Here is a 26,076-nt window from a genome sequence, read left to right as displayed (position 1 = left end):
CTGGTAATAGGTTATGGTTTAGTAGCCAGTTACCTATTACCAATTACCCAGGACTAGGGGATAAGGGAGCAGGGAAAGCAGGGGAGCAGGGGAGCAGGGGAGCAGGGGAAGCAGGGGAAGCAGGGGAAGCAGGAGAGAATAATAATTCCTGACAAATGACAAATGACCAATGACCAATGACAAATGACCAATGCCCAATAATGCCTATTTAGCAAGACCATGTTCCAGAGCAAAACGGACTAACTCTGTACGGCTATTGGTGCCGGTTTTACTAAATAAACGGCTGACGTATTTTTCGACATTGCGGACGCTGGTTTCTAAACGACGGGCGATTTCTTTGTTCATCAACCCTTCTGCGACTAAATTTAAAACACTTTGTTCTCTGGGAGTCAAATCAATTTTAAAAGGGGCTGGCGATTGGGAAATAGCATTTCTTTGAGTTAACAATGCTTTAATTTGGGCAATCTGATTGGCTAGTTCAGCAAGATCGGGGGTTTCAGCGTCATCTCCCGTACTTGCCACCTTAGCGGCGCGACGGGCTAGCAAATTTTCGACTATAGCTACTAACTCGTCTGGATCAAAGGGTTTGGGTAGATAGGCATCAACACCAGCGTGATAGCCTTGAATGCGATCGCCTGTCATCCCCTTAGCAGTTAAAAATACTACCGGGAGTGCTTGGAAACGGGGGTCTTCCCGTAGTTGCTTCAGGAACTGATAGCCATCGACTTGAGGCATCATCACATCGGAAATTACTAAGTCAGGTGTATTCAGCTGCATCCATTCCCAACCTTCAAGGGCGTTACTGGCGACTTGAACGCTGAAACCGCTCTCTTGCAAATAGTCTTTCACGGCTTCCCGTATCCCTGGTTCATCATCCACCAGTAACAATTGTGCTGACATTTAAAATTCCCTTAAGTTTACCTTTTTCCAATTTAGCGAAAGTTGACAAGCATTGAACAAAAGGATAGAAGGGAAGATATTGCCATGTCTATAAGTACCAGTATGTAAAGTATACTAATTGTAACTTTCTCCACAAAAACACTATGGCATGGTCACTAGAAGAAATTGCCAGAGATAGTCGAATAGCCAAAGAATATTTAGGCGAGATTTCTAGAAAAGAACCACCTCAGAATGAACTGTGGGATGAAACAGAGTCCGAAATTTTAGCAAAGTATGATGAGCAATTAGAGCAACTTGGAATTAATCTCCTTGACTGGGAGTTGATAGAAGCAATCAAGTTGCCATTTGTTTAGAGGATGCCATCATCCGAACGCTGCAACGGGCAAAATATGGTTTTGAAAGTGAAAGCCATGCTCAGAGATATCTTTATAGCCGCAGTTAGGGAAGGTTGGCCTCCAATCTGGTAGCAGATTAACCATAATAGTGATAATCAAGACAGGAGAAACTGCAAGATGACTGCTATTACCCTGAACTTACAACCACTAATCAATCTCACTCCTGAGCAGTTTTATCAACTATGTCGAGTCAACCCTGATGCTAAACTGGAACGCACTGCATTAGGAGAATTAGTTGTCATGGCACCGACTGGTGGAGAAACTGGTAGCCGAAACCGCAGATTAACCCAACGGCTGGGAACTTGGACAGATAAAGATGGAACTGGAGAAGCTTTTGACTCTTCAACGATGTTTCAGCTTCCCAATGGAGCTTTGCGATCGCCTGATGCGGCTTGGATTCCTTTAGACCGGTGGGAAGCACTGGCTTCTGAAGAAAGAAAGACTTTTCCTCCCATTTGTCCTGACTTCGTAGTAGAACTGCGCTCCGAATCTGACACGCTTAAGTCTCTCCAAGACAAAATGCAAGAGTATATGGAGAATGGTACGCGCTTGGGCTGGCTGATTGACCCTAAAGGAAAGCAGGTAGAAATTTATTGCCAAGGAAAAGAAAAGGAAGTGCTACTTTCACCAAATCTGTTATCGGGAGAGGAGGTACTACCAGGTTTTGTTTTGGATTTACAAGGAATTCTGTGAAGAAGGCAGGAGGTTGGAATAAAGATTCGGCTTCAACCCCATCTAATTCCAATCCACCAAATCGGAGATTTTGGTGGGGGACTTAAATTTAGCGAAAGTTGGTAGGCATTGAACAACTTGAATTCACCTCTACCGCCCCCAAAGCTTTTAAAGTTGACATCTCTGCCTCCGTTAACCCTGTTGCTGCATTAACAATCATGCCCTCATAGGGACGGGCTGGCCGCAAAGTTTGCCGACATTCCCCTGTGGCAAGATCCCAACAGTTGATGGTTTCATCTTGGCTACCACTGAGGAGAGTTTGCTCGTCTTGGCTCAGACTGAGCGACCAGATCCAATTTTGGTGATTGTCTAGTGTAGCAAGGCAGTCTCCAGTAGCTATATGCCAAATTTTGATGGTGCGATCGCTACTACCGCTAATCATGCGGCTACCATCGGCGGTGAATAGAATACAGACAATTTGGCCGGTATGTCCCTGGAATATCCGGTGACATCTTCCGGTGTGAATATCCCACAGTTTAATTGTCTGCTGATCACCACCAGTGGCAACGTATTGACAATCAGGACTGACGGCAACTGCCCAAATACGGTTAGAATCTGCCTCCCAAGTATTCAGACAGATGCCTGTTTCAATATCCCACTGTTTAACGATCTTGTCATAGCCACTACTGAAGAGAGTTTTGCCGTCAGGGCTAAAAGCGATCGCCAATACACAACCAGGATGTCCCAGCAGTGTTTGCAAACATTCACCAGAACCCATATCCCAAATCTTAACTGTGTGGTCATAGCTGCCACTCGCAAGTAAGTTACTGTCTGGGCTGAACGCGATCGCCCAGACCCAACTACCATGACCATACAAGGTTTTGAGGCATTGTCCTGTATAGGGACTCCAAAGTTTAATAGTGCGATCGGCACTGGCGCTAGCAAGCAATTGTTGATCGGGACTGAAAGCAACACCAAAGACACGATTGCTGTGTCCGTGGAGGACTCGAAAAGGCTGGAGGTCAGCTTTTAAGCAGTGTGAGGTATTCAGGTTGACATCCCAAAGTTTGATTGTCTGGTCTTCATGTCCACTAGCAAGGAGATTTTGTTGCTCACAGTGGGCTAACGCATAAATAATATTGCTATGCCCTTGTAAGGTTTTAGTACATTTTCCAGTCTGAAGCTCCCAGATTCTAGCTGCATGGTCATCTCCACCACTGGCAATTAAGTGTCCTTGGGGATGAAAAGCTATTGACCAAATCCGGTTTCTATGCTTATTGAGCGTATCCAAACATTTGCCGGTGTTGGTATCCCAAATCTTCACAGTTTTGTCATAACTGCTACTTGCGACTCGATCACCTTGGGGACTGAATGCTACGGATGTTACGAGTCCTGTATGTCCCGGTAATGTCATCAAACATGCCCAGACTCCAGTAGATACATCCCAGAGTTTCACGGTGCGATCGAAGCTGGCACTGACTAACCTTTGTCCCTCTGGACTAAAGGCGATCGCTTTTATCCAGTGCTGATGACCGCTCAGGGTTTGTACACAGCATCCAGTTTCTAGATTCCACAACTTGATTGTGTTATCTTCACCAGCGCTTGCTAGGGTTTTACCTGTGGGATGAAAGGCTACACTCCAAACAGAGGTAGTATGTCCTTCTAGTGTTTGCACACATTTTTCTGTAGCAAGATGCCAGAGTTTGACTGTGCGATCGTAGCTAGCACTGATCAGGAATTGACCATCGGGACTAAAGGCGATGGATGTAACTATGCTGGTGTGTCCCTGGAAAGTTTTCAGACATTTACCTGTGGTGATATCCCAAAGTTTGATTGTATGATCCTGACCGCAACTAGCTAAGACTGGATGCACAGGACTAAAGGCAAGACACCAAACCCAACTATTATGTTCTTTACAGATAAAAAGTTCTTTACCATTACTGGCATTCCAGATATAAATTCCACCGTTACTATCACTGATAGCAAGATGCCGCCCATCAGCACTGAAAGCAACGCTAGTAATACCGCCAAAGGTTGCAGCAAATGCACACTCTCGAAATGTTGTTTGGGTAAAGTTGACTTGATGTAAGTTAAGCGATCGCAAATCTGCTTGACGAATATTGAGACGAGAAAAATCATACCCAGTCAAATCGGTTTCTAATTGAGCCAACAAATTCAGCAGGTTGCCGCCACCATAACCAACTGTATCTGGGCATTGGGCATGGGGGATTGGGCATTGGTTATTAATTATTCTCCCCTGCTCCTCTGCCCCTCTGCTCCTCTGCTCCCCTGCCCCATTCTCTTGTGAATGGAGTTTTTGATCTTGCAGTTTATTAATTAATCTGCCAACTTTATGCTCAAGCTGACGAGTAGAGCCAAGAGTGATTTGTAGTTGATCCAGGATCGGCCGCACAATCAGGTGAATTTGACTATCGCGGATATAGTCTTTTGCCTGGGCTTTCATTAAGGCATGACTGAGCAGATATCGCGGCGATTCCGTGACGATTTCCTGGCAGATTTGCTCAATCAAGCAATCTGTAACGTATTCCATCACTACTGGTTGCTGTGTAAATCCCGCAGTATTGCTTTCAATCAAGCTACGCCAAGATAAAGACTCCAGAACTTGCATTAACCTAGATTTAGGAACTGTGGGTGTTAGGTCTGTTTGCAATTCTGTCACCGAAACTGCTTCCCGGTGAATCGCCAGCCAGTACATGACTTGCTGCTCTAGGGTGGAAAGTCGTTGAAATTGCTGCTCTATGAGATTGCCAATACCATTAAAGACCGTTGTACCTTCAATAAAAAAGCGGGAAATACTTCCTTCATACAAATCCCGAATTGAAGTTGCTGCAATTTTCAACGCTAGGGGATTACCACGGTAACATTCGATTAGTTGGCGGGTTTCGTTGTCTGTACTTAATAGCCCTTTGAGGGACAGAATTGTTTCTCCGGCTGCAACTTCTAATCCTGATAGAGCAAGGGTACGAACTGGCAAACCGTCACCTTCGAGAGCTGCGACTTGGGGAGGTTTTTCCCGACTAGTGAGCAGAACGCAGCTTTGATGCTGAGTTTCTCCCAATCGCCACAAAAGTTCGCCGTAGGATTCATAACCCTCACGGTAACAACCTGTTTGCCTGCCATGCTGTAACAGAGTGTCAAAATTATCCAGAATCAGCAAGCAGCGAGATTTACGAAGATACTTGATTAAATAGGTGATTTGCTCGTGAGGGTCAGCGGGTAATGTGATAACTTGTTGACAAGAAAGAATTTTGATGAATTCCGTCAGCTTGTCATGGAAAAAAGGTGCCTGCCGGAGCGATCGCCAAATCACATACTCAAATTCTCCCTGTAATTGTTCTGCCAACTTCACTGAGAGTGCGGTTTTGCCCATACCACCCATACCCAGGAGTGTCACCACACGAGTGCTGTCGCTCACAATCCACTGGCTCAAAGTTTCTAATTCAGTGGTACGTCCATAGAAGCGGGAAACATCGATCGCCTCACCCCAATCGATGCGAGGCGTGAAGATTGGGGAGGTGTTTGTAGTATTAAACTGTTGTGCGGTTCGGTTTAAGACTCCGTGCAGATTATTCTTGGTAACTTTTTCATTTAAAACTTCAGAGAGCGATCGCCATAGTTGTGAACCAACATCTTTGATGTGACCTGGGTCATAAGTGACTTCTTGCGCCATTTCTAGGTAAGTTTTCCCTTCCCAGGCGTAGCGGAATACAATCTCTTGCGCTCTCGTTAAGCGTCCCCGTTTCAATAATCGCTCAACGAGTGCGATCGCTTCTTCTACCGTCATTTATTTCCGTAGCAATACCAGGCTAACTAAGATTTTCTCACCATAAACTTTATTTCTCCAAAAAGTTTACGTAAATCTACCAAAAAGACCCGACCTTTTCCCGACCTTTTCTGACCGTCAAACTTTATACAAGGCTGTAAAGTATTGATGTGATTCAGTTGTAGTACAGGAATCTGCCCAATGATTAAACACAGATAAAGTGTTTACCCAAACACCAGAAGGTATTGAGTGCGATAAATTTTTCATCTAATTGAGCCATAGCAGTTGTGAGCGACGATGTTTATTCGTTCGCTGGTTTTTTCTGACTAATGGTTGGGAATTGGGATGCGATCGCACTTAATTTATCGGGGTTTGGGAGGGGTGCGATCGGCTTCGAAATGCATCTATAACGACTTGCAAATACTGAGTTAATTTGACCAAAATCATCAAAATAATTAGTGGACTAGAGTTATGGCTGACTTTGAATTTAATATCGAATTAGCAGAACAAAATTTAGGTATTATCAAAGATGTTTTCAACACCCTGAAAACACCTTTAGGAAATGAAAAATCTGAGAAGATAATCACGGCTATAGATAATGCCAATAGCCAGCTTACAGTTGGGTTAACAAATGAGAAAATCCAGGAGATATTGCAAGAACTTGATTTGGGCATTGATGGTGTTAAAGGTAATAATATCTCTGACGATTTTTCTAGTTTCAAGTTTGGTGAACAATTAAAAACACAAATTAATGGTAAATTACCATCAGTTTCTGCAAACCTCAATTTAAACTGGTCGTTAAACTCAAATCAAGGTAGTGCAACTTTAGATAATTTAAAACTTGGTTCATTACTTGGTCAAAACAGTTTTATTGGTGGAGTACTTTCGGATGTAGATTTAGCATTAAATCCAGTACGTAAAATTATTGATGGATTGACGGAAGACATCCCGTTTATTACAAAAGATATTCCAAATGGTTTGGGGATTTCTAAATCAACTCTAGACTTAGACAAAGATAATTCTGTATCAGTTATTGACTTACTTAGGTATGCAAATAATAATGTACCAAAACAATTACAAGAAAAATTCAAAATTACTGGCTTAGAAGAACTTACTAAACTCATTAGTGAAGTCAAAAAAATATCAACTTTTACTGAAAAAGTCAAAAAAGCTTCTAATGGTGATATTCCTCTTCCTGGTAGTTTGAAATTTAATATCAAAGACAAACAATTTTTAAGTGATACTCCTTCACAAGGCTCACTACTCCCAAAAGATTTGCAAGATACATTGGGTGGCATATCTAATTTTACATTACCTGTTTTGCAGACACAAACCGCAGCTAAATTATTCTTTGGTCAACCTAATGTTGAACTATTTGAATATCAGATGCCGAAAGTTTCGCTAATAACATCTCCAGGCTTTGCAGAAGTAGTAAAAATTCCTATCGTAGTTCCTGCACTTAAAGTGACTTTTGGCCCAAAGATAGGTGGCTCGATAGACCTTGGTTTTGGATACGATAGTACAGGATTTTATATCAAAGATGTTAATGGTACTGAAAACCCTGAACTCAAATTCTTTGGCGAATTTCGCGTTGGAGTAGAACTAGGGGCTGAAAATATAGCAGAAATCCAAGGTGGTGGAAACATTGGTCTGGAAGCAAATTTATTTATTAAGTCAGAACAAAAGAAAGCACGGACTTTAAACTTTACGACAAGTGGGGCTGCATATGCTTATTTAGATGCCTCAGCAAGGATTGATGCACTGGGTGCAGCAACTGCGTATTTGGATTTCCAATTACAAGCGGCGGGAGCAGCGACCGACTACTTTAGGAAAATTACTAAAGATGCGGGTATTTTAGGAGATGGGTTTAAAATTTTTGATAAAGGCGTTAAGAAACTCACATCAATCTACAAGAAAAATAAACCAAAAGCTCCTTCGGCCATACTATTCAACGTTGAAAGTCCACGCGTGACGTTATGGGAGTTTGGTGGTTCAAATAATAGCAGTGGTGGTGAACCGACACAGCCTATTTTAGCGACGCTTTCAGGAGATGTTTTATTCCTAAATATTGGAAATCGCGCTGGAGAGCGGAAAGTAGGAAATATTACTGATGGCAGCGAAACTTTTAAAGTCAAACAAACTGACACTCAACTTTTAGTTTCTGCGTTTGGACTTGAACAAGCTTATCCAATTTCTGACAAAAACAAAAACAAAATTATCGCTGATGGCGGTTTGGGTAACGATATTATCACCATTGATACAAGTATCTCAGCAAATCTGAAAGGAGGTAAAGGAAACGACAAACTATACGGTAGTTCGGTTAACGATATTCTTGCTGGAGGCGATAACAACGATATCCTTGAAGGTCGTAATGGCAATGACCTATTGTTCGGAGAAACTGGAGACGATACCCTCCGTGGTGGAAATGGTAACGATGTTCTGAATGGCGGTATTGGCAAAGATATCCTCGAAGGCGGAAACCAAAACGACGAACTGTCAGGAAATGAGGGTACAGATACCTTACGTGGTGGAGATGGTAACGATATTCTTGATGGCGGTGATGATAAAGATATCATGTACGGCGACGCTGGCGAAGACACGCTCTATGGCGATCAAGGTAATGACGAAATATACGGTGGTTCTCAGAAAGATTTACTATTTGGAGAAGCCGGAAGTGATACTCTGCGAGGAGGAGACGATTCAGATTTTCTTGCTGGTGAAGCTGCTAGAGATGTCCTGTATGGCGATGCTGGAAATGATTCTCTTTATGGTGGTACTGAAAACGACACCCTCTATGGTGACGCAAGTGATGGCAACCTATTTGGAAATGACAAACTCTTTGGTGAAGAGGGTGATGATATTCTCTATGGCGAAGCTGGCAATGACGAGCTAGAAGGTGGTGATGGCATCGACCAACTATACGGGGGTACAGACAATGACACTCTCAGTGGCGGTTTAGAGAATGACAAACTCTTTGGTGAAGCTGGGAATGACATTCTCAAAGGTGATGCTGGCGATGACAAACTAGAAGGTGGTGCTGGCAGCGACAAACTTTACGGGGGTATAGACAATGACACTCTCAGTGGCGGTGCAGAGAATGACACACTCTCCGGTGAAAAAGGCGCTGATACTCTCTATGGTGATGCTGGCGATGACGAACTAACGGGTGGTGACGACAGCGATCGCCTCTACGGAGGTATAGACAATGACCGTCTTTATGGCGGTGTCGGGAATGATAATCTCTTCGGTGAAGACGGCTATGACCTGCTCAAAGGTGATGCTGGCAATGACGAGCTAGCGGGCGGGGCTGAGGCTGATAGTCTATACGGTGGGGCTGATGCTGACACTCTATACGGCGGTGCTGACAATGATAAGCTGTTTGGGGATGCTGGCAATGACCTACTACTGGGTGAAGCAGGCAATGACCTAATTGACGGTGATACTGAAATCGATACCGTCAGCTACGACAACTCACCCAGTGGTGTAGTTGTAAATATTAATGAAGCACAGAACTACCAAAATCCCGGTGGAACTTTCCACACAACCATAGTTACAACCAGCTTTATACCTACCGATACAGAACCAAACTTTACGATCGCCCCAGGCACAGCTAAAGATGGCTTTGGCACTACAGATACTTTACGAAATTTAGAAAATATCATTGGCTCTGGATTTGATGATGTTTTAATTGGCAACAGCCTAAATAACCGTATCTCAGGCTTAGTCGGGAATGACCTGTTAGTTGGCAATGCTGGCAATGACTCCCTTGACGGAGGCGATCGCATTGATACCGTCAGCTATCGCCGCGATCCTAACCGAGTCATAGTCAACTTAGAGCAAAACTACGCTAAGGATGGTTTTGGCGATACTGACCAAATCTTTAACGTTGAAAACGTCATCGGTTCTGCTTTCAATGATGAAATCATCGGCGATACCAAAGTTAATATTATTCACGCTGGAAATGGCGATGACGTTGTTAACGCCAGAGATGGCAACGACATCATTTTTGGCCAAGGTGGTAAAGACACTCTCTCTGGCGAAAACGGTGACGATTTCCTCGTTGGCGGTATGGATGCCGATAATCTCAATGGTGGAGAAGGCAGTGACACAGCTTCCTATTTCACCTCTGCGACACCTGTATCTGTTAGTCTCACAACGGGCACAGGCTGGGCTGGAGATGCCAAAGGCGATCGCCTCCAAGCCATAGAAAATCTAGAAGGTTCAGAATTTGAAGATTTACTCTTCGGCGACGCTGGAAACAATATTCTCAGTGGCTTGGGTGGCAATGACCTGATTTACGGTGAAGCTGGCAATGACTGGCTCGATGGTGGCACAGGAAGCGATCGCCTTTACGGTGGAGACGGTAACGATCAACTCTACGGTCAAGCCGATGAAGACCTCCTCAAAGGTGAAGCTGGCAATGACAACCTCTATGGAGGAGAAAGCAACGACCAACTTTACGGTCAAGACGGCAGCGACACTTTAAGTGGTGATGCTGGCAATGACTATCTCGAAGGTGGCGCAGGCAATGACCAACTTTATGGCAGCAATGGCAATGACCAACTTTATGGTCAGGAAGGCGATGACTATCTCGAAGGTGGCACAGGTGATGACCTCCTTGATGGTGGCATAGGCAAGGACTACCTGAATGGAGGAGACGGGGACGATCAACTTTATGGTCAGGCCGATAAAGATACCCTAAATGGCGGGTTGGGTAATGACTTGCTGGATGGAGGTGACGGTAACGATCGACTTGATGGTAACGAAGGTAACGATCGCCTCTACGGTCAAGTCGGTGAAGACACTCTAGATGGCGGGTTAGGCAATGACCTCGTAGATGGAGGTGATAGTAATGACCTACTTTATGGCGACGACGGTAACGATCAACTTTACGGTCAAGCTGGTGATGACAACCTCTATGGTGGAGCGGGAAATGACGCTCTCTACGGGGGTACTGGTATAGATTTCCTTTTAGGGCAAGCGGGTGATGACTACCTCGATGGTGGATCGGGCGATGACATACTCAATGGCAATGAAGGCAGCGATCGCCTTTACGGTCAAGCTGGTGATGACCTACTTAACGGTAATACTGGTGATGACTACCTTGATGGCGGGTTAGACAATGACGAACTCAATGGAAATGAAGGTAACGATCGCCTCTACGGTCAGCAAGGCTACGATATCTTGGATGGTGGCACTGGCGCTGACTTCCTGGATGGTGGTACTGAAGATGACTATCTCTATGGTAGAGATGGTAGCGATCGCCTTTACGGTCAAGCAGGTCAGGATTACCTTGATGGCGGCAATGACGATGACCGCCTGGAAGGGGGCACAGGTGAAGACCAACTCTTCGGACAGCAAGGGCGTGATTATCTCGATGGCGGCATCGGCGACGACTTCCTCTATGGGGGCGGTGATGCTGATAAGCTGCTAGGGCAGACTGGTAATGACTACTTAGATGGTGGCTCTGGCACCGATCAATTAGATGGTGGCGACGGCAATGACCAATTATATGGTCGGGATGGCGATGACACCCTTGATGGCAATGTTGGCAATGATTACCTTGAAGGTGGATTGGGTGATGACCAACTGATCGGAGGCAACGGTAATGATTTCCTCTACGGTCAAGACGGTAGTGACACCCTCAATGGCGGTGCTGATAATGACAACTTATATGGTGGAGTCGGAAATGACAATCTCTTGGGAGATTATGGCAACGATCTACTCTCTGGTCAAGAAGGTAATGATATTCTCGATGCAGGTACTGGCGATGACTACCTAGAAGGCGGGTTAGGCAATGACCAACTCCTAGCTGGATTAGGTAACGACCAACTCTATGGTGGCGCAGGCAACGATATTCTTGATGGTGGCGTTGATAATGATTACCTAGAGAGTGGATTGGGCGACGATCAACTCATCGGTGGCGAGGGTGACGACCAACTCTTAGGTCAAGAAGGTAACGACACCCTTGCTGGAGGCAGTGGTAATGACAATCTTCAGGGTGGTGACAATGCCGATATCCTGAAAGGGGAGGAGGGAGATGATTATCTCTTTGGTAATGACGGTGACGACCAGATATACGGCGGTGCTGGTAATAACTCACTAGAGGGTGGTGCTGGCAACGACCTGCTTTATGCTGATATACCACAGCAGGATGCAGATAATTATCTCTTGGAGCCGATCTACAACAGGGGTGGCAACGACTATCTTACAGGTAGTGGTGACAACATTCTAAATGGTGGAACAGGTGAAGATACATTATACGGCGGCAGCGGCCACGATCTGTTTGTGCTAGCGAGTGAGTCTGGAAGTGATGCCATTTTCAACTTTACAGTCGGTAGCGATTATCTGGGATTATCGAATGGTCTGACTTTTGAACAGCTTACTATTACCCAAGGCATTGGCACTAATCTCAACGATACTCTAATCAGTAAAAAGGATGGTGAACTCTTAGCCACACTAATTGGAGTAGAAGCAAATACCCTTGGTCTGTGGGATTTTGCAAATCTAGGATGACAATTATTCTCTCTTCGCTTGCTTGCAAGGTGTAGGAGGGAATTGTAGCGATTCTTATTTGAATCAAGTACACGGGTAGGAGCGCAGAGCTAGCTGTACGCTCCTACTCCATTTAATTGGAAATGGTTATATTATTGGATACAAAAAAATAAGCAATTAACTAATTAACGTAAGTTGCTATTAGCAATCGTATTTGATTTATGATAATTTTAACCCGCAGAACCCTAACTTATTTAAAGAGTCAGGAATATTGTTTCTCAGCAATGATTCATGATTGCTATGAGAAGAAAAAGAGTGTCATTATCAATTACGATTTTTTTTAATAACCCTTACCATTGAGGATTTTCCATAATTAATGCCTCTGCTGCCGAGCTATTTAACGGAACTGAGAAAAAATGTCCCTGGCCATATTGACAGTTTAACTTTCTTAGAAGTAATAGTTGCTCTTTTGTCTCTACCCCTTCGGCAAGCACATCCACACCTAGCTTGTGTCCCAAGGTGACAATTATCTCAATAATTTCTAAATTCTTACTATTAGTGCCCATCAGGCTGATAAAAGAACGGTCAATTTTCAACACACTAATCGGAAAGTTATAAAGACCACCTAATGAGGAGTAGCCTGTACCAAAGTCATCAATTGATAACTCAATGCCCATCTCTCGAAGTTGTAAGATTGCGGCAGTTACCTTATCGCCATTTTCCACAATTGTGTTTTCAGTAATCTCTAGGATTAGAGTGCTAGCATCAAGGCCAGTTGAGTGCAAAATTTGCTCAATCTGCTCTATCAAATCTGGCTGAGAAAATTGCTTGACGGAGAGATTAACACTAATTTTCTTTAGTAAGTTGGAACTATGGCATACCCGCCAAGCTTGCATCTGGCGGCAGGCTTCATGCAACACCCATTTGCCAATGGAGAAAATTAGTCCGCTTTCTTCTGCTAGGGGAATAAAATCTGCTGGATTAAGCAGGCCACGCTCTGGATGCTGCCAGCGCAGCAGAGCCTCAAAACCTAAAATAGAGCCAGTAGTGAGCGAAACAATCGGTTGGTAATAAACCCGAAATTCTTCGCGTTCAATTGCTCGACGCAAATCGGTTTCTAACTGCAATCTCGCTAGAGCATTAGCATACATCTCTGAGTTGAATAACTCATAACGCGCTCTGCCTAGCATCTTGGCTCGGTACATTGCTGTATCTGCATCCCTCAACAGTTCTTCTGGGTGTTGATAGTCTACTGTCGAACTCAACGCGATGCCAATACTTGCTGTAATCAAGACTTCTTGTCCGTCAAGCTTAAAGGGTAATGCCAGTTCCTTCTGAATCCGTTCAGCTACTTTGATGGCGTCTGATGCATCCTGAATTCCCTCAAGCAGGATTGTAAATTCGTCTCCCCCAAGCCGTGCCGCTGTATCTATGGAGCGTACACATATTTCTAGTCTACTTGCAATAGCAAGCAGCAATTGGTCTCCATTTAGGTGTCCAAGACTGTCATTGATCACCTTAAACCGATCTAGGTCGATAAATAGTACAGCATATAGATAATCTGAATGCCGCTTTGAATAATTTATCGCATGTTTTAGGCGGTTCATAAATGCAACGCGGTTTGCCAGACCTGTCAATGCATCGTGAAAAGCAAGGTGCAGTAGTTGTGACTCGACTCTTTTACATTCTGTAATTTCATGTAGCAATTTCTGATTTGCTTTTACCAGTTCCGCTGTCCGTTCTGCCACCTGTATTTCTAATTCACTGTAAGCTCGGTACAACATTTCTTCAGCCTGTTTGCGTTTACTGATGTTGCACAGCAGCCAACGCCAGCCAAGATACTTCCCCTGAAGATCGTATACTACAGACGCTTTCACATTAGCAGGGAAAGGCGTTCCTCTCCGTGGCTGTAGGTGAATTTCCCAGTTCAGTATCTCCTGCAAATTGTTTATTTGAGAGCTAAAGGACTGGCGGTCTTGTTGAGCAATAAAAAGAACTAATGGTTTACTTACTAAATATTTTTGTTGGACACCGAGCAAAGTTGCTGCTACATGATTAGCCTCTTGGATTATCCCGTTGGTATCAGTTACCAAGTAACCATCTGGAACAAACTCGAACAAGTCTTGGTAACGCTGGCGCTCTTTCTCTACTGCCGCTCGTGTTACCTTTAACTCCTCGGAAGCTGTCAATAGTTCTTCCATTGCGGTGTTAAGTTTCTCGAAAGCCTCTGTGATCATCTCCTGTTGTGAGTTCAGTTTAGTTTCATCGCATTTTAATAGTCCCTGTATCTGTGAGCACAATTTATCTATCTGTTGATTAAATCCATCTACTTTCATGTTGCTCAACTCACAAAACTATGAAGCGTAACTGTGAATGAAGAGAGCAGGGAAAACAAACCCCATGCTTTCTTCAAGACTTCAGACGCTATTGAGCAGGCAAGGAGAGAAGGTTACTTGAAAGAGCGGACACTCTATAAATAAATCTGACAGAACTTAGTTTTTTGATTTACTAACTTATCTCTCAATAATGAGGAAGCAATCAAATTTGTGTAGCCTTAATCAACTTTTAGCCCTATTTAGTGCCACAAGCTTGTCTAATAACGACCAAAGTGCTAAGTGACAACAAACCCTACCTACTGAAATTTTTATTTTATTAAATACAAGGTACTAAAGTTAAAAGACTAATAACAGCATATTTGCTTTACCTATTTTTGAAAATACTTCTTAAGATACATTCGCTTTTGTGAGCTAAAAAAAGAATAAGGGTCTAAGTCAATGCTTCTGGACTTACAAGAGCATTTTTGCTTAGGCGTTACTGAATTCAGCTATGAAAATGATTTTGGATGATTTCAAAACCTTTGTAGAGACTAAGAATTGCAACGTCTCTACACCAAGATTTATATATCTAATCGGCCGCCCTTTTTCTTCGTTACAGTCGAGCAATGATCTTGGCATTCTCTGGTAGCTTGGCGTCTCTTTGTCCAGCAGTACGCGCCCTAGCTGTGAACAAACCAATGGGAGTATTTAATAAATCTACAAGGGTGGCTTGACCAGCAATCGCCTTTTTAATATCTCTTGGTATTTCCTTCAAGAACCAACGTGCCAAACGATAGCCATATTCTTTGGGTGTCATCTCTCGCATTAAATCTACACCGTATAGTTCGTGCAGATAGCGGTTTGAACGTCCATAACGCCGCCATTGACTTTGTAGTTCTTGAAGTGTAGCGCGGTGGCGGTGCTGAACGATCGCATTTGGGGCAAATTCCAAACACCCGATGTTTTCCCCCAAAATCCGCCAACAAATATCAGCATCGCCACCAGTAGTCAGATAAGGACGAAATAAACCCACTTTTTCGAAGGTAATGCATCGAATCGCCAAATTAGCTGTTTGACCATAGGGACGAAAGGAATGGTTAAGGGTATGCTTTTGCGATAAAGTTTCTTGACGGTCTGCGTGTTGTTCTAGGAGAGTTGTGCCTGGTAGTGCCAAAATTTCACCAGCAACAATTACCACTTCTTTATTGACAAAAGGCTGGATTAATGCATTTAACCATTGTGGTTGTGGGCGACAATCTGCATCGGTAAAAACGATAATTTCACCCGTAGCGGCGCGAATCCCGGTATTACGAGCAGCGTAAGAGCTTTGAATTTGGGTTTCGCTCAACGGGCGAATTGTAATTGGGCAATTTTCGGCAGATGTTTTCAGGATGGTGAGAGTGCGATCGCTACTATTATTGTCAACCAACAAGTATTCTACCCGGTCTTTTGGGTAAGCTTGAGACAACAGACAATTGATTAACTTTGGTAAATCCGCCTCACCGTTATAAATAGGAACAACCACCGTCACCATTGGTAAAAAGCTGGTGTTGGTGGTTGTATCAACTGGCTGATGATTCATAAATCTGAGATTTTAGAGATGGGATTACTAGCTAGTATTCCCAAATCAAAATCTTGGAACGGTAATATCCAGCAGTTTCCATAACTCCAAAAATCTGGATTTGGGAATATGTGAATATTTGGTAACAAATCAATCACCTAAAATTTCAAGTCACCAGCGCGGCTCATGGGTCGAGTCGGTTGATTTGCTGGCGGCTGGGCAAAGTTGTTATTTGATAGAATTGCGATCGCTCGAGCATATTGGGGATCGCTCTTTGTTCCGATTAAATCTGGATTAGAAGCTAATTGACGCTCTTGTGCCTCTGTCAAGTCTAGCTTGATATCTGGTGTAATTCCTTTGTGGTTAATATCCGTTCCCGCCGGAGTATAGTAATGGGCAATGGTGACAGCCAAGCCGGAACCATCAGCGAGTTCATGAACTGACTGGACTAAGGCTTTGCCAAAGGTTTGACCACCTACGACTACCGCCCGCTTATTATCCTTGAGCGCCCCTGTAAGGATTTCACTAGCACTAGCTGAATTACCATCAACTAAGACTGCCAAAGGACGATTTGTCAGAGATGTGCGATTGGCTTTAGTTTCCTCGCTGCTGCCTAAACGGTCTATTGTCTTGACAATTCCGCCGTTATCATACCACATCCGAGCAATTTCAATGCTCGCCTGCAACAAACCGCCAGGATTTCCCCGCAAATCCAAGACATAAGAATCAACTTTCTTAGTGTTCAAATCGCGGATGGCTCGTTGCATTTGGTCTGCGGCGTGGGCGCTAAATTCTCGCAAACGGATATAGCCAACGCGGCGATTCCCTTCTTGTCTGAGGGTATAGCGTACCGTTGGGACTTCAATACTTGCCCTTGTCAGCTTCAAATCAAAGGCATTTTGGCCTGCGCGTCCTAGCCGTAGCCTGATGGGAGTACCGGCTTTACCACGGATTAGCTTAGAAGCATCATCCACTTTCATTTTGAGAGTGGATTTGCCGTCAATTGCCAATATTTCATCACCTGCTTTGATCCCAGCTTTCCGGGCCGGAGAATTTTCTATGGCTTCGACAACGGTGAGGCGCTGAGTTTTTTGGTTCACTTCCATCCGAACGCCGATACCAGAGACTTCCCCTGATGTTTGGCTAGTCAGAGCTTCAAATTGTTGGGGGTTCATGAACCGAGTGTAAGGATCTCCCAACTTTTGTAAAGCTTCGCGGATGGCAGTGTATGCTTCTTCGCGAGAAGAGTAATCTCTGCTCAACAGGCTTTGCCTGGTTGCTTGCCAATCTTGTTGATTAAATTTACTATCAACATATTCATGATTTACCAGTTGCCAAACTTGGTCAACTATCACTTTTGGGCTGTCTTGTAGGGCTAGAGCAGCACGGACACCACGAGTCCAAGCGGGGCCAAACACGGACATCGTAGCAGTTGTGGCGATCGCTCCACCAATCAAGGCTACTTGGAGCGGTGAGTAACTTTTCGTAGATTGGTTCATGTATACTTAGCTGGAATAATTGTGTTGTTGACAGTTTAGCAATCAGGCTTTCCAGAAATTTTTAAGTTTTTATACCCCAGAATCAACTATGTTCCTTGATCATTTTAATGATGCAAAAAATGCCGTATTAGTTATTAACAATCATTTCTCAGTTTGTTAGTCTTCTCCGGAAGGCTATCCTGAGCATGTGACACTTTTATTAGCGTCATGTTTGCATTCAAGATTACTTTTATAAGATAGCACTTTGCTCACTGAATTGCAGTATTGTTATACAGCGATAAAATCAGTTTTTCTTACTTAAGTCATGAAACGCAAATTTAGCATCAAATCATTAATTTCTATTAAAAAAAAATCTACTAATCTGTGGCAATTGTTACAAAAACTCAGTGGTGGATTGTCCGTTGTCCTGGGTGTTTGGCTGGTTTTCACTACTATAACCTTAGTTTTTGCTTCTTCAAAGCCAATAGATGCCTTCTTTGTGCTAGGTGGCAGTATTCGTCGAGAAACTTATGTTGCCCAACAAGCAAAACAACACCCACAAACCCCAATTTTAATTTCTCATGGTTCCCCAGATCCTTGTATACGGTTAATTTTTCAGGCGGAATTAGCAGAGTTACAAAACGTTTGGTTAGAAAACTGTGCGAATTCTACCTTTGAAAATTTTTATTATGGTATTCCAATTCTGCGCCGTTGGGGAGTGCATAAAGTCATGTTGATTACCTCGCCAAGTCATTTACCTAGAGCTAAATGGATGGCACAGATTCTTTTGGGCGCTCATGGTATTTGGGTAGAGCCAGAAATTGTTCAAGAATTGGGTATTCCTGGTAATCGGGAATCTTGGACTAAAACTGGATTAGATGTAACACGCAGCTTATTTTGGGCGATTTTAAGTCAAATTATTCAACCGCAATGCTCAAGTGTGACAAAACTTACTGATGTAGATATGCAAGCTTGGGAGCATCAAGGTTTTCATTGTGAACACCAAGGAGGGTTGAAGAGATAATTTACTCGTAATGCGTCCACATACGAATTATCTTGACTACTTGCTCAGATTCAATGACCTCATATACCAATCGATGCTGTATATTTATCCTCCGAGAATAAGCACCTGATAAGTCACCAACCAGCTTTTCATAAGGTGGAGGATTTTGAAAAGGATTTTCTTTAAGGACTGCGAGTAATTCCTCGGCCTTTTCCTTTAAGTTACTAGAAGCTAATTTCTTTGCGTCTTTTTGGGCTTGTTTTGTGTAAATCAACCTCCAACTCGCTCCTTTGGGGTTTGCAAGTGGCTCCTCAGAAGCTTGCTGACTCACCAATCTAACTCCCCATCACATTCTTGGATTGGGGTTGCTAGTCCTTCTTTTATAGATTCTCGCATTCCAGGGACAGATAATAAGTAAAGAGTCTCTTGAATTGCAGACCAATCTTTTTCCGCAAGCAGAATCGCATTACCGCGATCGCCTCGAATGATCACAGGTTTACCCTGCTCTGCAACTTGGTCGATGATCTCTTGCAAATTATTTTGAGCCTCGTTGACGGGAAGCGAAGACATCATAACTTTTTTAACTCACGATAACTTTAATTTAGTTTACTCATCCTACAAAAAATCACTTTGTTTTTTTGATAGCATGATAACCGTGTCATCATGCTAATTATAATAGTATCATTTAAGGATCAAGGAACCGAAGATATTTTTGATGGCAATGACTCAAAGGAAGCTCGAAAGCAATGTCCTATATCCTGTTGGGAAGTTGCACAAAGAAAATTAGATCAAATTAATGCAGCGTTATCTCTAGATGATATTAAAGTTCCACCGGGTAACAGGTTAGAAGTATTAAAAGGTGCTCGTAAAGGTCAGCATAGCATTCGGATAAATGACCAATATCGAATTTGCTTTATATGGACACTCCAGGGTGCATCAGAAGTTGAAATAGTCGATTACCATTAGGAGGTAACAACAGATGAGAGTTCCAAAGTATAGACCTCCATCACATCCAGGTGAAATATTACTTAAAGATTTTCTAGACCCAATGGGAATAACTCAAAGAGAACTTGCAGATGCACTTCACGTTCCTTATCAGCGAATAAATGAGCTTGTAAATCAAAAGCGAGGTATTACACCTAGTACGGCAATAAGGTTATCAAAATTTTTCGGAAATAGCTCAGAGTTTTGGTTAAACCTCCAACAAAATTGGGAACTTTACCACGTTCTCAAGGAAGAAGGAGAGGAACTAAAAAGTATTTTGCAATTTAGAGCCACGAAGTAGCGATCGCTTGAAAAATTAAGCCGTATATTTGCATAAAATAATCGCAATTGGGCGGAGGTTAAGAAAATCTTACTCTCCACCTCCGAGCTTGTTGTTAAACATCGCTTACTAATGGAGAATCAATGCAAAAGTTCCCAATCTTGCAGCATTAAAATAGCATCTTTATACAAAGACAAATCCGCCTGGTTAACTTCTATTCCCTCTCCGATTCCTTGTAGAAGAGTAATTGTCAATTTTCCTCCCAAATGTTCGCGGAATTCAGTAAGCCCCCTAAACAGACAATGCGGATGGTCTAGTTGATCTAATTGTTCTGTCAATGCCGATACGTACAAAGTAAAGCCTAATTTTTTGAGTGTAGTTAGAACCCTTTGCCACTCTGATTGCAAGAGTTGCCCTGTTAAATATGAATAGGTTGTATCTAAAGCGATGCCGATCGCTACAGCTTCACCGTGACGTAGGTTGTAATTAGTTAAATGCTCCAGTTTGTGAGCAGCCCAATGTCCAAAGTCTAAAGGACGCGATGAACCCATTTCAAAGGGATCGCCACTACCAGCAATATGCTCTAAGTGCAACTGAGAACAACGATAAATCAGTCTTTCCATTATGTCCATGTCTCGATTAGCCAATTTATCAGCATTAGTCATAATGAAATCGAAGAAATCTGCATCTTTAATCAGCGCTACTTTCACCGCTTCTGCAATACCTGATCGCCAATCTCGATCGTCGAGGCTAGTAAGAAAATCAAAGTCATTCAAGACAGCATAAGGTGGCATGAATGTACCTAAAAAGTTTTTCTTACCGAAGGCATTGATTCCGTTTTTTACTCCTACACCCGAATCATTTTGCCCTAATACTGTTGTCGGTACTCGTAGCAGCCGAATTCCTCGGTGAGCCGTTGTTGCTGCATATCCTGCCATGTCTAGGACGGCTCCACCTCCAATTGCTAAGATGTAGGAGTGACGACACAATCCAGATGCATTGATCTGCTGATGAATTTGCTCTATAAATCTAGAATCGTTCTTGACTACTTCTCCACCCGGAACTACTATCGGTTCACCGCTCAGTGTTAGTACATCTTGATAACATTGAGCATAGACTGATAATTTTTTTAACAGCTCATCTTGATACTGTAAAAATCCTCCATCTACCACTGCTAGCACTTGTTTTGGGGTTGTCTCTCCATCTGCGGCGATCGCTTGTGCAAGTAAAGGATTATCTAACTGAAACAGACCTTTAGTGAAGTGAACATCATAATTGAAAGTAACACGAACACATTGGTTAATTGATTGTAGATTAAGAGCGTTTTTTTGTTGAGTAGCCATTTGAATATTATTACTTTTTAAGTAACTGTAAATAAATTCCACTATTGCAATTAAAATTAATCGCAAAATAAGCAAAACCAATCCATTACGCCATTCAAAATTGAAATGAGTTAATAGACAAATCTATTTGCTAAATTAATATGCTTTTGAAGTATCTTGCCCTAACGGATAAAATTCAAATTAACATGAATTCACAATTTATATTAATGGTTATACTTGATATCTGAGGTTAGTAATAGGGATCAGTATTACATAAAATTCTAATTTTTTCCGTAAGATAATTTTAGGATTTATCTAATCAAAATAGTATCTTTACAGTATCTTATTTAAAGTCAGGAAATTTTTATAGATTCAGTGAAGTTATGATTTCAGAAGGATATTATCTAACTGCTTCAAACCCAAAATATCAAGATTAGTGCTATATTTTATACTTGGTTGTCACAAAAAAGTTGGGCAACTTATCCTGAATTTATCATGAGTAAAGTAAACAAATTACTGCATCACTGGCTGTTAAAGTCTGTTTCAGAGAAAGCTTTTACTTGGTTGGAACAGAAGCAGGCACAGATTGCTGGCGGTGCTGCTGAGAGAGTGTTTTTTACGGCTTTTAGTGCTGTGCCGCGTTATCTAGGTAAACAGGATTTGCAACTAACATTCCAGGACTTGGAAGCAGCACAAGATGTTATTCCCGGCTGGTATCCTGGTAATTGGAGTGTAGATCAAGCAGGTCGCACACTCTTGCTTTTAGCTTTGCCCCACGATGATGCTGAGGTCTATGTGCGATCGCTCGATCGAGTCTTCTCCACTGCCGATATGGGGGAGTTAGTTGTCCTTTATCAAAGTTTGCCGTTGCTACCACATCCAGAGTTACATCGCCATCGTACTGCTGAGGGAATTCGCAGCAATATGAGTAATGTATTTCAAGCCATAGCATTACGTAACCCTTATCCAGCAAATTACTTAGATAATGCTGCTTGGAATCAGATGGTGCTGAAGGCTGTGTTTGTCGGCAGTCCGCTGCATCTAATTTGGGGTCTAGATCGGCGTGCTAACCCAGAATTGGCGAGGATGTTGGCAGACTATGCCCATGAACGTTGGGCAGCTAAACGCTCAGTTACACCAGAACTTTGGCGACCTGTAGGGCGGTTTGCCGATAGCGCCATCATCACAGATTTGGAAAATGTGCTAGTTAATGGGGATATACACGAACAAGAAGCAGCAGCCTTAGCTTGTGCTGAGTCTCCTTTACCCCAAGCGCAAGCATTACTTTCTCATTACCCAGATTTACAGTCATCCATTCGACAAGGTAATCTGACTTGGAGCAGTTTTAGCTGCAAATGAAGGGAGTGGGGAGTGGGGAAGAAGCAAGGGAGCAGGGAGCAAAGGAGAAGAGTTTTAGAGTACCCCGCCCCTCTGCCTCTTTTCAATGCCCAATTCCCAATTCCCAATCCCCAATTCCCAATCCCCAATCCCCATTACCCCTTATCCCCAGAGGGGGCCCCACCTTCCCCAATCCCCAATTATTAAAACCATGATGTTTATCGATCCTCACATTCACATGTGTTCCCGTACTACTTACGATTACTTAGTAATGCGGGAATATGGAATTGTCGCTGTTATTGAACCAGCCTTTTGGTTAGGACAACCCCGAACTAACGCTGGCTCATTTAAAGACTACTTCAGTAGTCTTGTGGGCTGGGAACGATTTCGTGCTAGTCAGTTTGGTATCCAACACTACTGCACAATCGGCCTAAATCCGAAAGAAGCTAATAATGAAGCGCTAGCAACTGAAGTTATGGAACTGCTACCACTTTATGCGTGTAAAGAAGGAGTTGTTGCTATTGGTGAAATTGGCTATGACGACATGACAGAATCAGAAGATAAGTACTTTTGTCAACAGTTAGCATTAGCCAAAGAACTCGATAGTTTGGTACTAATTCATACTCCTCACCGTAATAAGAAGGCGGGTGCTAGTCAGAGTATGGATCGCTGTATTGAATATGGCTTAGATCCTTCACAAGTAGTTATCGATCACAACAACGAAGAAACTGTTGAAGAAGTATTAGGACGGGGTTTTTGGGCGGCTTTCACAATTTACCCACAGACGAAGATGGGTAACGCCAGAATGGTAGAAGTTGTCCGTAAGTATGGACGCGATCGCATCATTGTAGATAGTAGTGCTGATTGGGGTATTAGCGATCCTTTGGCAGTCCCAAAAACGGCTCAGTTGATGTTAGATAGGGGCATTCCTGAAGAACATGTACGAGCAGTTTGTTATGAAAATGCCCTAGCTGCTTACAGTCAAACTGGGCAGATGAAAGCTTCAGATTGGCTCAATCCTCAATCTATCGATCAGCGTCAGTTGTTCAGTGGTAATTCTGTGCTGCGGGGACAAGAACCAGGAATCAAATCAGTTTCAGATTTTGTGTTGATTGAGTAGAAAATTGGGGAGAGACGCGATTAATCGCGTCTGTACTGGGAAAGAGGAATTGCATAAATATCTAATTAATTTTTAATATGCGGTTTGTTTTGAGAAATTACTAGGCATGGAGGCAGATAAGTGAATGTTGCAAGCTTAAATTTTCAAAGCTGGCGGGGTTATCTGGAATTGATGCGTCCTGCTAATATTGTTACTGCTTGGGCGGATATTCTTCTAGGTTTTGCTGCTTCCGGTTCTGGAATAATTTTTACTAAATTAATTAATGGTGAAGCAACTTTTGCCATACTAATTCCATTAGCTTGGTTGTTATTAGCTACAACTGGTTTATACGGCGGTGGGATAGTTTTTAATGATGTTTTCGATGCCGAATTAGATGCAAAAGAGCGACCAAATAGAGCAATTCCTAGTGGTCGCGTATCTCGTCAAAATGCTACTTTCTTGGGAAGTATACTGTTTATAATCGGGATTATAGCTGCATTTCAAGTATCGTTATTGAGTGCTGCGATCGCTATTTTTATCACTCTTTCATGCCTCCTCTATAACTCACTCGCCAAACATCATCCTTTTTTCGGCCCTTTAAATATGGGTTTGTGCCGTGGCAGTAACTTATTATTAGGTGTAAGTGCTGTACCAGAAATTATTGGAGAACGTTGGTATTTAGCGCTGATTCCTGTTCTTTATATTGCTGCTATCACTGCAATTAGTCAGGGTGAAGTTCACGGAGGTAAGAAGATTACGGGAGTACTCGCGCTACTGCTAATTGCAATAGTTTTGACAGCAGTTTTAGCTTTAGGATTATTAGAGGAATATACAGCGATCGCAGCCCTACCATTCGCTATTTTATTAGCTATTAGAATCTTGCCTAACTTTATCAAAGCTGCGCGGGAACCGATAGCTGAAAATATCCGCAATGCTGTGAAAATAGGCGTTTTATCTCTGATAGTCTTAGATGCAACTGTTGCATCTGGTTTTGCTGGTTTGTATTACGGTTTATTAGTTCTAATCTTGCTACCAGTTTCGATGAAGTTAGCAAAAGTCTTTGCTGTTACTTAAATTTGAATGTGTACACCCAGTAGTACCATTAATCGGCTATAGGGGCGCACATTTATGCGCCCCTACCCATGAATATGTAGCAAGTATTTTGTGAAGCTTAAGCCAAAGAAAACAGATTACACGTATACAAGGGATAGAGCTAGAAAATGAAAATTACAAACAACAATAATTTTCACTTAACTTATTGCAGCAATATTCATCCTGGTGAAAGTTGGCTAGAGGTTTTCACCAATTTAGAAAACTATATTCCCAAACTCAAATCACGTTTATCGCCTACAGAACCTTTTGGTATTGGCTTGAGGTTAGCAGATGTTGCCGCAAAACAACTTTTAGAAAGTAATAACTTAGCTGAATTTCAAGCTTGGCTGACTCAACAAGATTTATATGTTTTCACCTTAAACGGATTTCCTTATGGCGGATTCCATCGACAGGTGGTAAAAGACCAAGTTTATGCACCAGATTGGTCTACACAAGAACGGGTTAATTATACATTAAACTTAGCGAAAATTTTAGCTGCTCTGTTACCCAAAGGACTTGATGGCGGAATTTCTACACTACCATTATCCTATAAACCTTGGTGGGTAAAAGACCAAGCAACTTTTGAGGCAGTTCTGAAAAAGAGTTGTTTGAATATAGCATCAGTTGTTGTAGAAATGATTCGCATCAGCGAAGAAACAGGCAAGATACTTCATATTGATTTAGAACCTGAGCCTGATGGTTTAATTGAAAATACCTCAGAATTAATTGATTTCTATCAAAATTGGTTATTGCCAATAGGTGGTAGTTATTTATCAGAGAAATTAAATATCGAACAGGATTTAGTAGAGACTAAATTGCTAGAACACGTTCGCATTTGCTATGATACCTGTCATTTTTCAGTTGAATATGAGCAGCCACAATTTGTATTTACACGTTTGCAATCGGCAGGTATTAAGATTGGCAAAATTCAAATCAGCGCTGCAATTAAAGTAAAAATACCAGATGAAGTTGAGAAGCGAAGTTTGATAGTTGAACGCTTACGTCCTTTTGCAGAATCTACCTATCTTCACCAAGTAATCGAACGTTGCAGCAATGGTACACTCCATCATTATCCTGATTTAATAACTGCATTACCACATTTAGAGCAATCTCTCGCTGAAGAATGGCGGACTCACTTTCATGTCCCAATTTTTATTCATGATTATCAAATTTTGCAATCTACCCAAGATGATATTGCTACTGTTTTGCATCTACTTCAGACAAACGATGCTTGCTCCCATTTAGAAATTGAGACTTACACTTGGGATGTATTGCCATCAGAAATGAAGATAGATTTGCTGACTTCTATTCAGCGTGAATATGAGTGGGTATTAAAAGAATTTGCCGCAAATTAAGAA

Annotated in this window: 18 protein-coding genes; 10 read left to right on the top strand and 8 right to left on the bottom strand. The window is 42.5% G+C overall.

Features of this window, described 5'->3' with window-relative positions:
* Positions 1-204: 204 nt before the first annotated feature.
* The gene (locus RMY63_RS03545) at positions 205-900 is read right to left on the bottom strand and encodes a response regulator transcription factor (RefSeq protein WP_322727375.1); all 696 of its coding nucleotides are present in this window, start codon (positions 898-900) and stop codon (positions 205-207) included.
* A gap of 143 nt (positions 901-1,043) precedes the next feature.
* Here RMY63_RS03545 and RMY63_RS03540 point away from each other — a divergent pair, with 143 nt between their 5' ends.
* Complete coding sequence (locus RMY63_RS03540; protein WP_322727374.1) at positions 1,044-1,253, top strand: hypothetical protein; 210 nt, start codon at positions 1,044-1,046, stop codon at positions 1,251-1,253.
* 159 nt (positions 1,254-1,412) lie between these two features.
* Complete coding sequence (locus RMY63_RS03535) at positions 1,413-1,988, top strand: Uma2 family endonuclease (protein ID WP_322727373.1); 576 nt, start codon at positions 1,413-1,415, stop codon at positions 1,986-1,988.
* 88 nt (positions 1,989-2,076) lie between these two features.
* Here the strand turns inward: RMY63_RS03535 and RMY63_RS03530 are convergent, their stop codons facing one another.
* Positions 2,077-5,772 carry an NB-ARC domain-containing protein gene (locus RMY63_RS03530; RefSeq protein ID WP_322727372.1) on the bottom strand — a complete coding sequence of 1,232 codons (3,696 nt, stop codon included), beginning with the start codon at positions 5,770-5,772 and terminating at the stop codon, positions 2,077-2,079.
* A gap of 450 nt (positions 5,773-6,222) precedes the next feature.
* On the opposite strand from RMY63_RS03530, the gene RMY63_RS03525 reads away from it, so the two are divergent.
* Complete coding sequence (locus RMY63_RS03525; RefSeq protein ID WP_322727371.1) at positions 6,223-12,267, top strand: calcium-binding protein; 6,045 nt, start codon at positions 6,223-6,225, stop codon at positions 12,265-12,267.
* A 329-nt stretch (positions 12,268-12,596) separates the two neighbouring features.
* Here the strand turns inward: RMY63_RS03525 and RMY63_RS03520 are convergent, their stop codons facing one another.
* The 3 genes from RMY63_RS03520 to ctpB form a co-directional block, all read right to left on the bottom strand.
* Complete coding sequence (locus RMY63_RS03520; RefSeq protein WP_322727370.1) at positions 12,597-14,582, bottom strand: EAL domain-containing protein; 1,986 nt, start codon at positions 14,580-14,582, stop codon at positions 12,597-12,599.
* 592 nt (positions 14,583-15,174) lie between these two features.
* A complete protein-coding gene (locus RMY63_RS03515; RefSeq protein ID WP_322727369.1) occupies positions 15,175-16,143 on the bottom strand; it encodes a glycosyltransferase in 969 nt (322 codons plus the stop codon).
* 137 nt (positions 16,144-16,280) lie between these two features.
* Complete coding sequence (ctpB, locus tag RMY63_RS03510) at positions 16,281-17,621, bottom strand: carboxyl-terminal processing protease CtpB (RefSeq protein WP_322727368.1); 1,341 nt, start codon at positions 17,619-17,621, stop codon at positions 16,281-16,283.
* A gap of 304 nt (positions 17,622-17,925) precedes the next feature.
* Here ctpB and RMY63_RS03505 point away from each other — a divergent pair, with 304 nt between their 5' ends.
* On the top strand, positions 17,926-18,624 hold the full coding sequence (locus tag RMY63_RS03505) for a YdcF family protein (protein ID WP_322727367.1): 699 nt from the start codon (positions 17,926-17,928) through the stop codon (positions 18,622-18,624).
* Position 18,625: 1 nt separating this feature from the next.
* On the opposite strand, the gene RMY63_RS03500 is transcribed toward RMY63_RS03505, so the two are convergent.
* Positions 18,626-18,934: a Txe/YoeB family addiction module toxin gene (locus RMY63_RS03500; RefSeq protein WP_322727366.1), complete on the bottom strand. Its 309-nt coding sequence runs from the start codon at positions 18,932-18,934 to the stop codon at positions 18,626-18,628.
* Positions 18,931-19,173 carry a type II toxin-antitoxin system Phd/YefM family antitoxin gene (locus RMY63_RS03495; protein ID WP_416212485.1) on the bottom strand — a complete coding sequence of 81 codons (243 nt, stop codon included), beginning with the start codon at positions 19,171-19,173 and terminating at the stop codon, positions 18,931-18,933. Before RMY63_RS03495 ends, RMY63_RS03500 begins: the two co-directional genes overlap by 4 nt.
* 102 nt (positions 19,174-19,275) lie before the next feature.
* On the opposite strand from RMY63_RS03495, the gene RMY63_RS03490 reads away from it, so the two are divergent.
* Together RMY63_RS03490 and RMY63_RS03485 are read left to right on the top strand one after the other, a co-directional pair.
* Positions 19,276-19,569, top strand: coding sequence for a type II toxin-antitoxin system RelE/ParE family toxin (locus RMY63_RS03490; RefSeq protein WP_416212484.1), 294 nt, complete (start codon positions 19,276-19,278; stop codon positions 19,567-19,569).
* A 13-nt stretch (positions 19,570-19,582) separates the two neighbouring features.
* Positions 19,583-19,888, top strand: coding sequence for a HigA family addiction module antitoxin (locus RMY63_RS03485; protein ID WP_322727363.1), 306 nt, complete (start codon positions 19,583-19,585; stop codon positions 19,886-19,888).
* 119 nt (positions 19,889-20,007) lie between these two features.
* Here the strand turns inward: RMY63_RS03485 and RMY63_RS03480 are convergent, their stop codons facing one another.
* Positions 20,008-21,210 (bottom strand): 3-dehydroquinate synthase, encoded by a 1,203-nt coding sequence (locus tag RMY63_RS03480; protein ID WP_322727362.1) that lies wholly within the window; start codon positions 21,208-21,210, stop codon positions 20,008-20,010.
* A 474-nt stretch (positions 21,211-21,684) separates the two neighbouring features.
* Between RMY63_RS03480 and RMY63_RS03475 the strand changes: the two genes are divergently transcribed.
* The 4 genes from RMY63_RS03475 to eboE all read left to right on the top strand — a co-directional run bounded on the left by RMY63_RS03475 (position 21,685) and on the right by eboE (position 26,073).
* Entirely contained in the window at positions 21,685-22,548 is an 864-nt protein-coding gene (locus RMY63_RS03475; RefSeq protein WP_322727361.1) for an EboA family metabolite traffic protein, read from the top strand.
* A gap of 190 nt (positions 22,549-22,738) precedes the next feature.
* Positions 22,739-23,647 (top strand): TatD family hydrolase, encoded by a 909-nt coding sequence (locus tag RMY63_RS03470; RefSeq protein ID WP_322727360.1) that lies wholly within the window; start codon positions 22,739-22,741, stop codon positions 23,645-23,647.
* A gap of 120 nt (positions 23,648-23,767) precedes the next feature.
* Positions 23,768-24,700, top strand: coding sequence for a UbiA-like protein EboC (eboC, locus tag RMY63_RS03465; RefSeq protein ID WP_322727359.1), 933 nt, complete (start codon positions 23,768-23,770; stop codon positions 24,698-24,700).
* Positions 24,701-24,846: 146 nt separating this feature from the next.
* Positions 24,847-26,073 carry a metabolite traffic protein EboE gene (eboE, locus tag RMY63_RS03460; RefSeq protein ID WP_322727358.1) on the top strand — a complete coding sequence of 409 codons (1,227 nt, stop codon included), beginning with the start codon at positions 24,847-24,849 and terminating at the stop codon, positions 26,071-26,073.
* Positions 26,074-26,076 lie beyond the last annotated feature (3 nt).

The organism is Nostoc sp. ChiQUE01b (assembly GCF_034531255.1).
Taxonomy (GTDB): domain Bacteria; phylum Cyanobacteriota; class Cyanobacteriia; order Cyanobacteriales; family Nostocaceae; genus Nostoc.
This window is presented reverse-complemented; position numbering and strand designations above follow the sequence as displayed.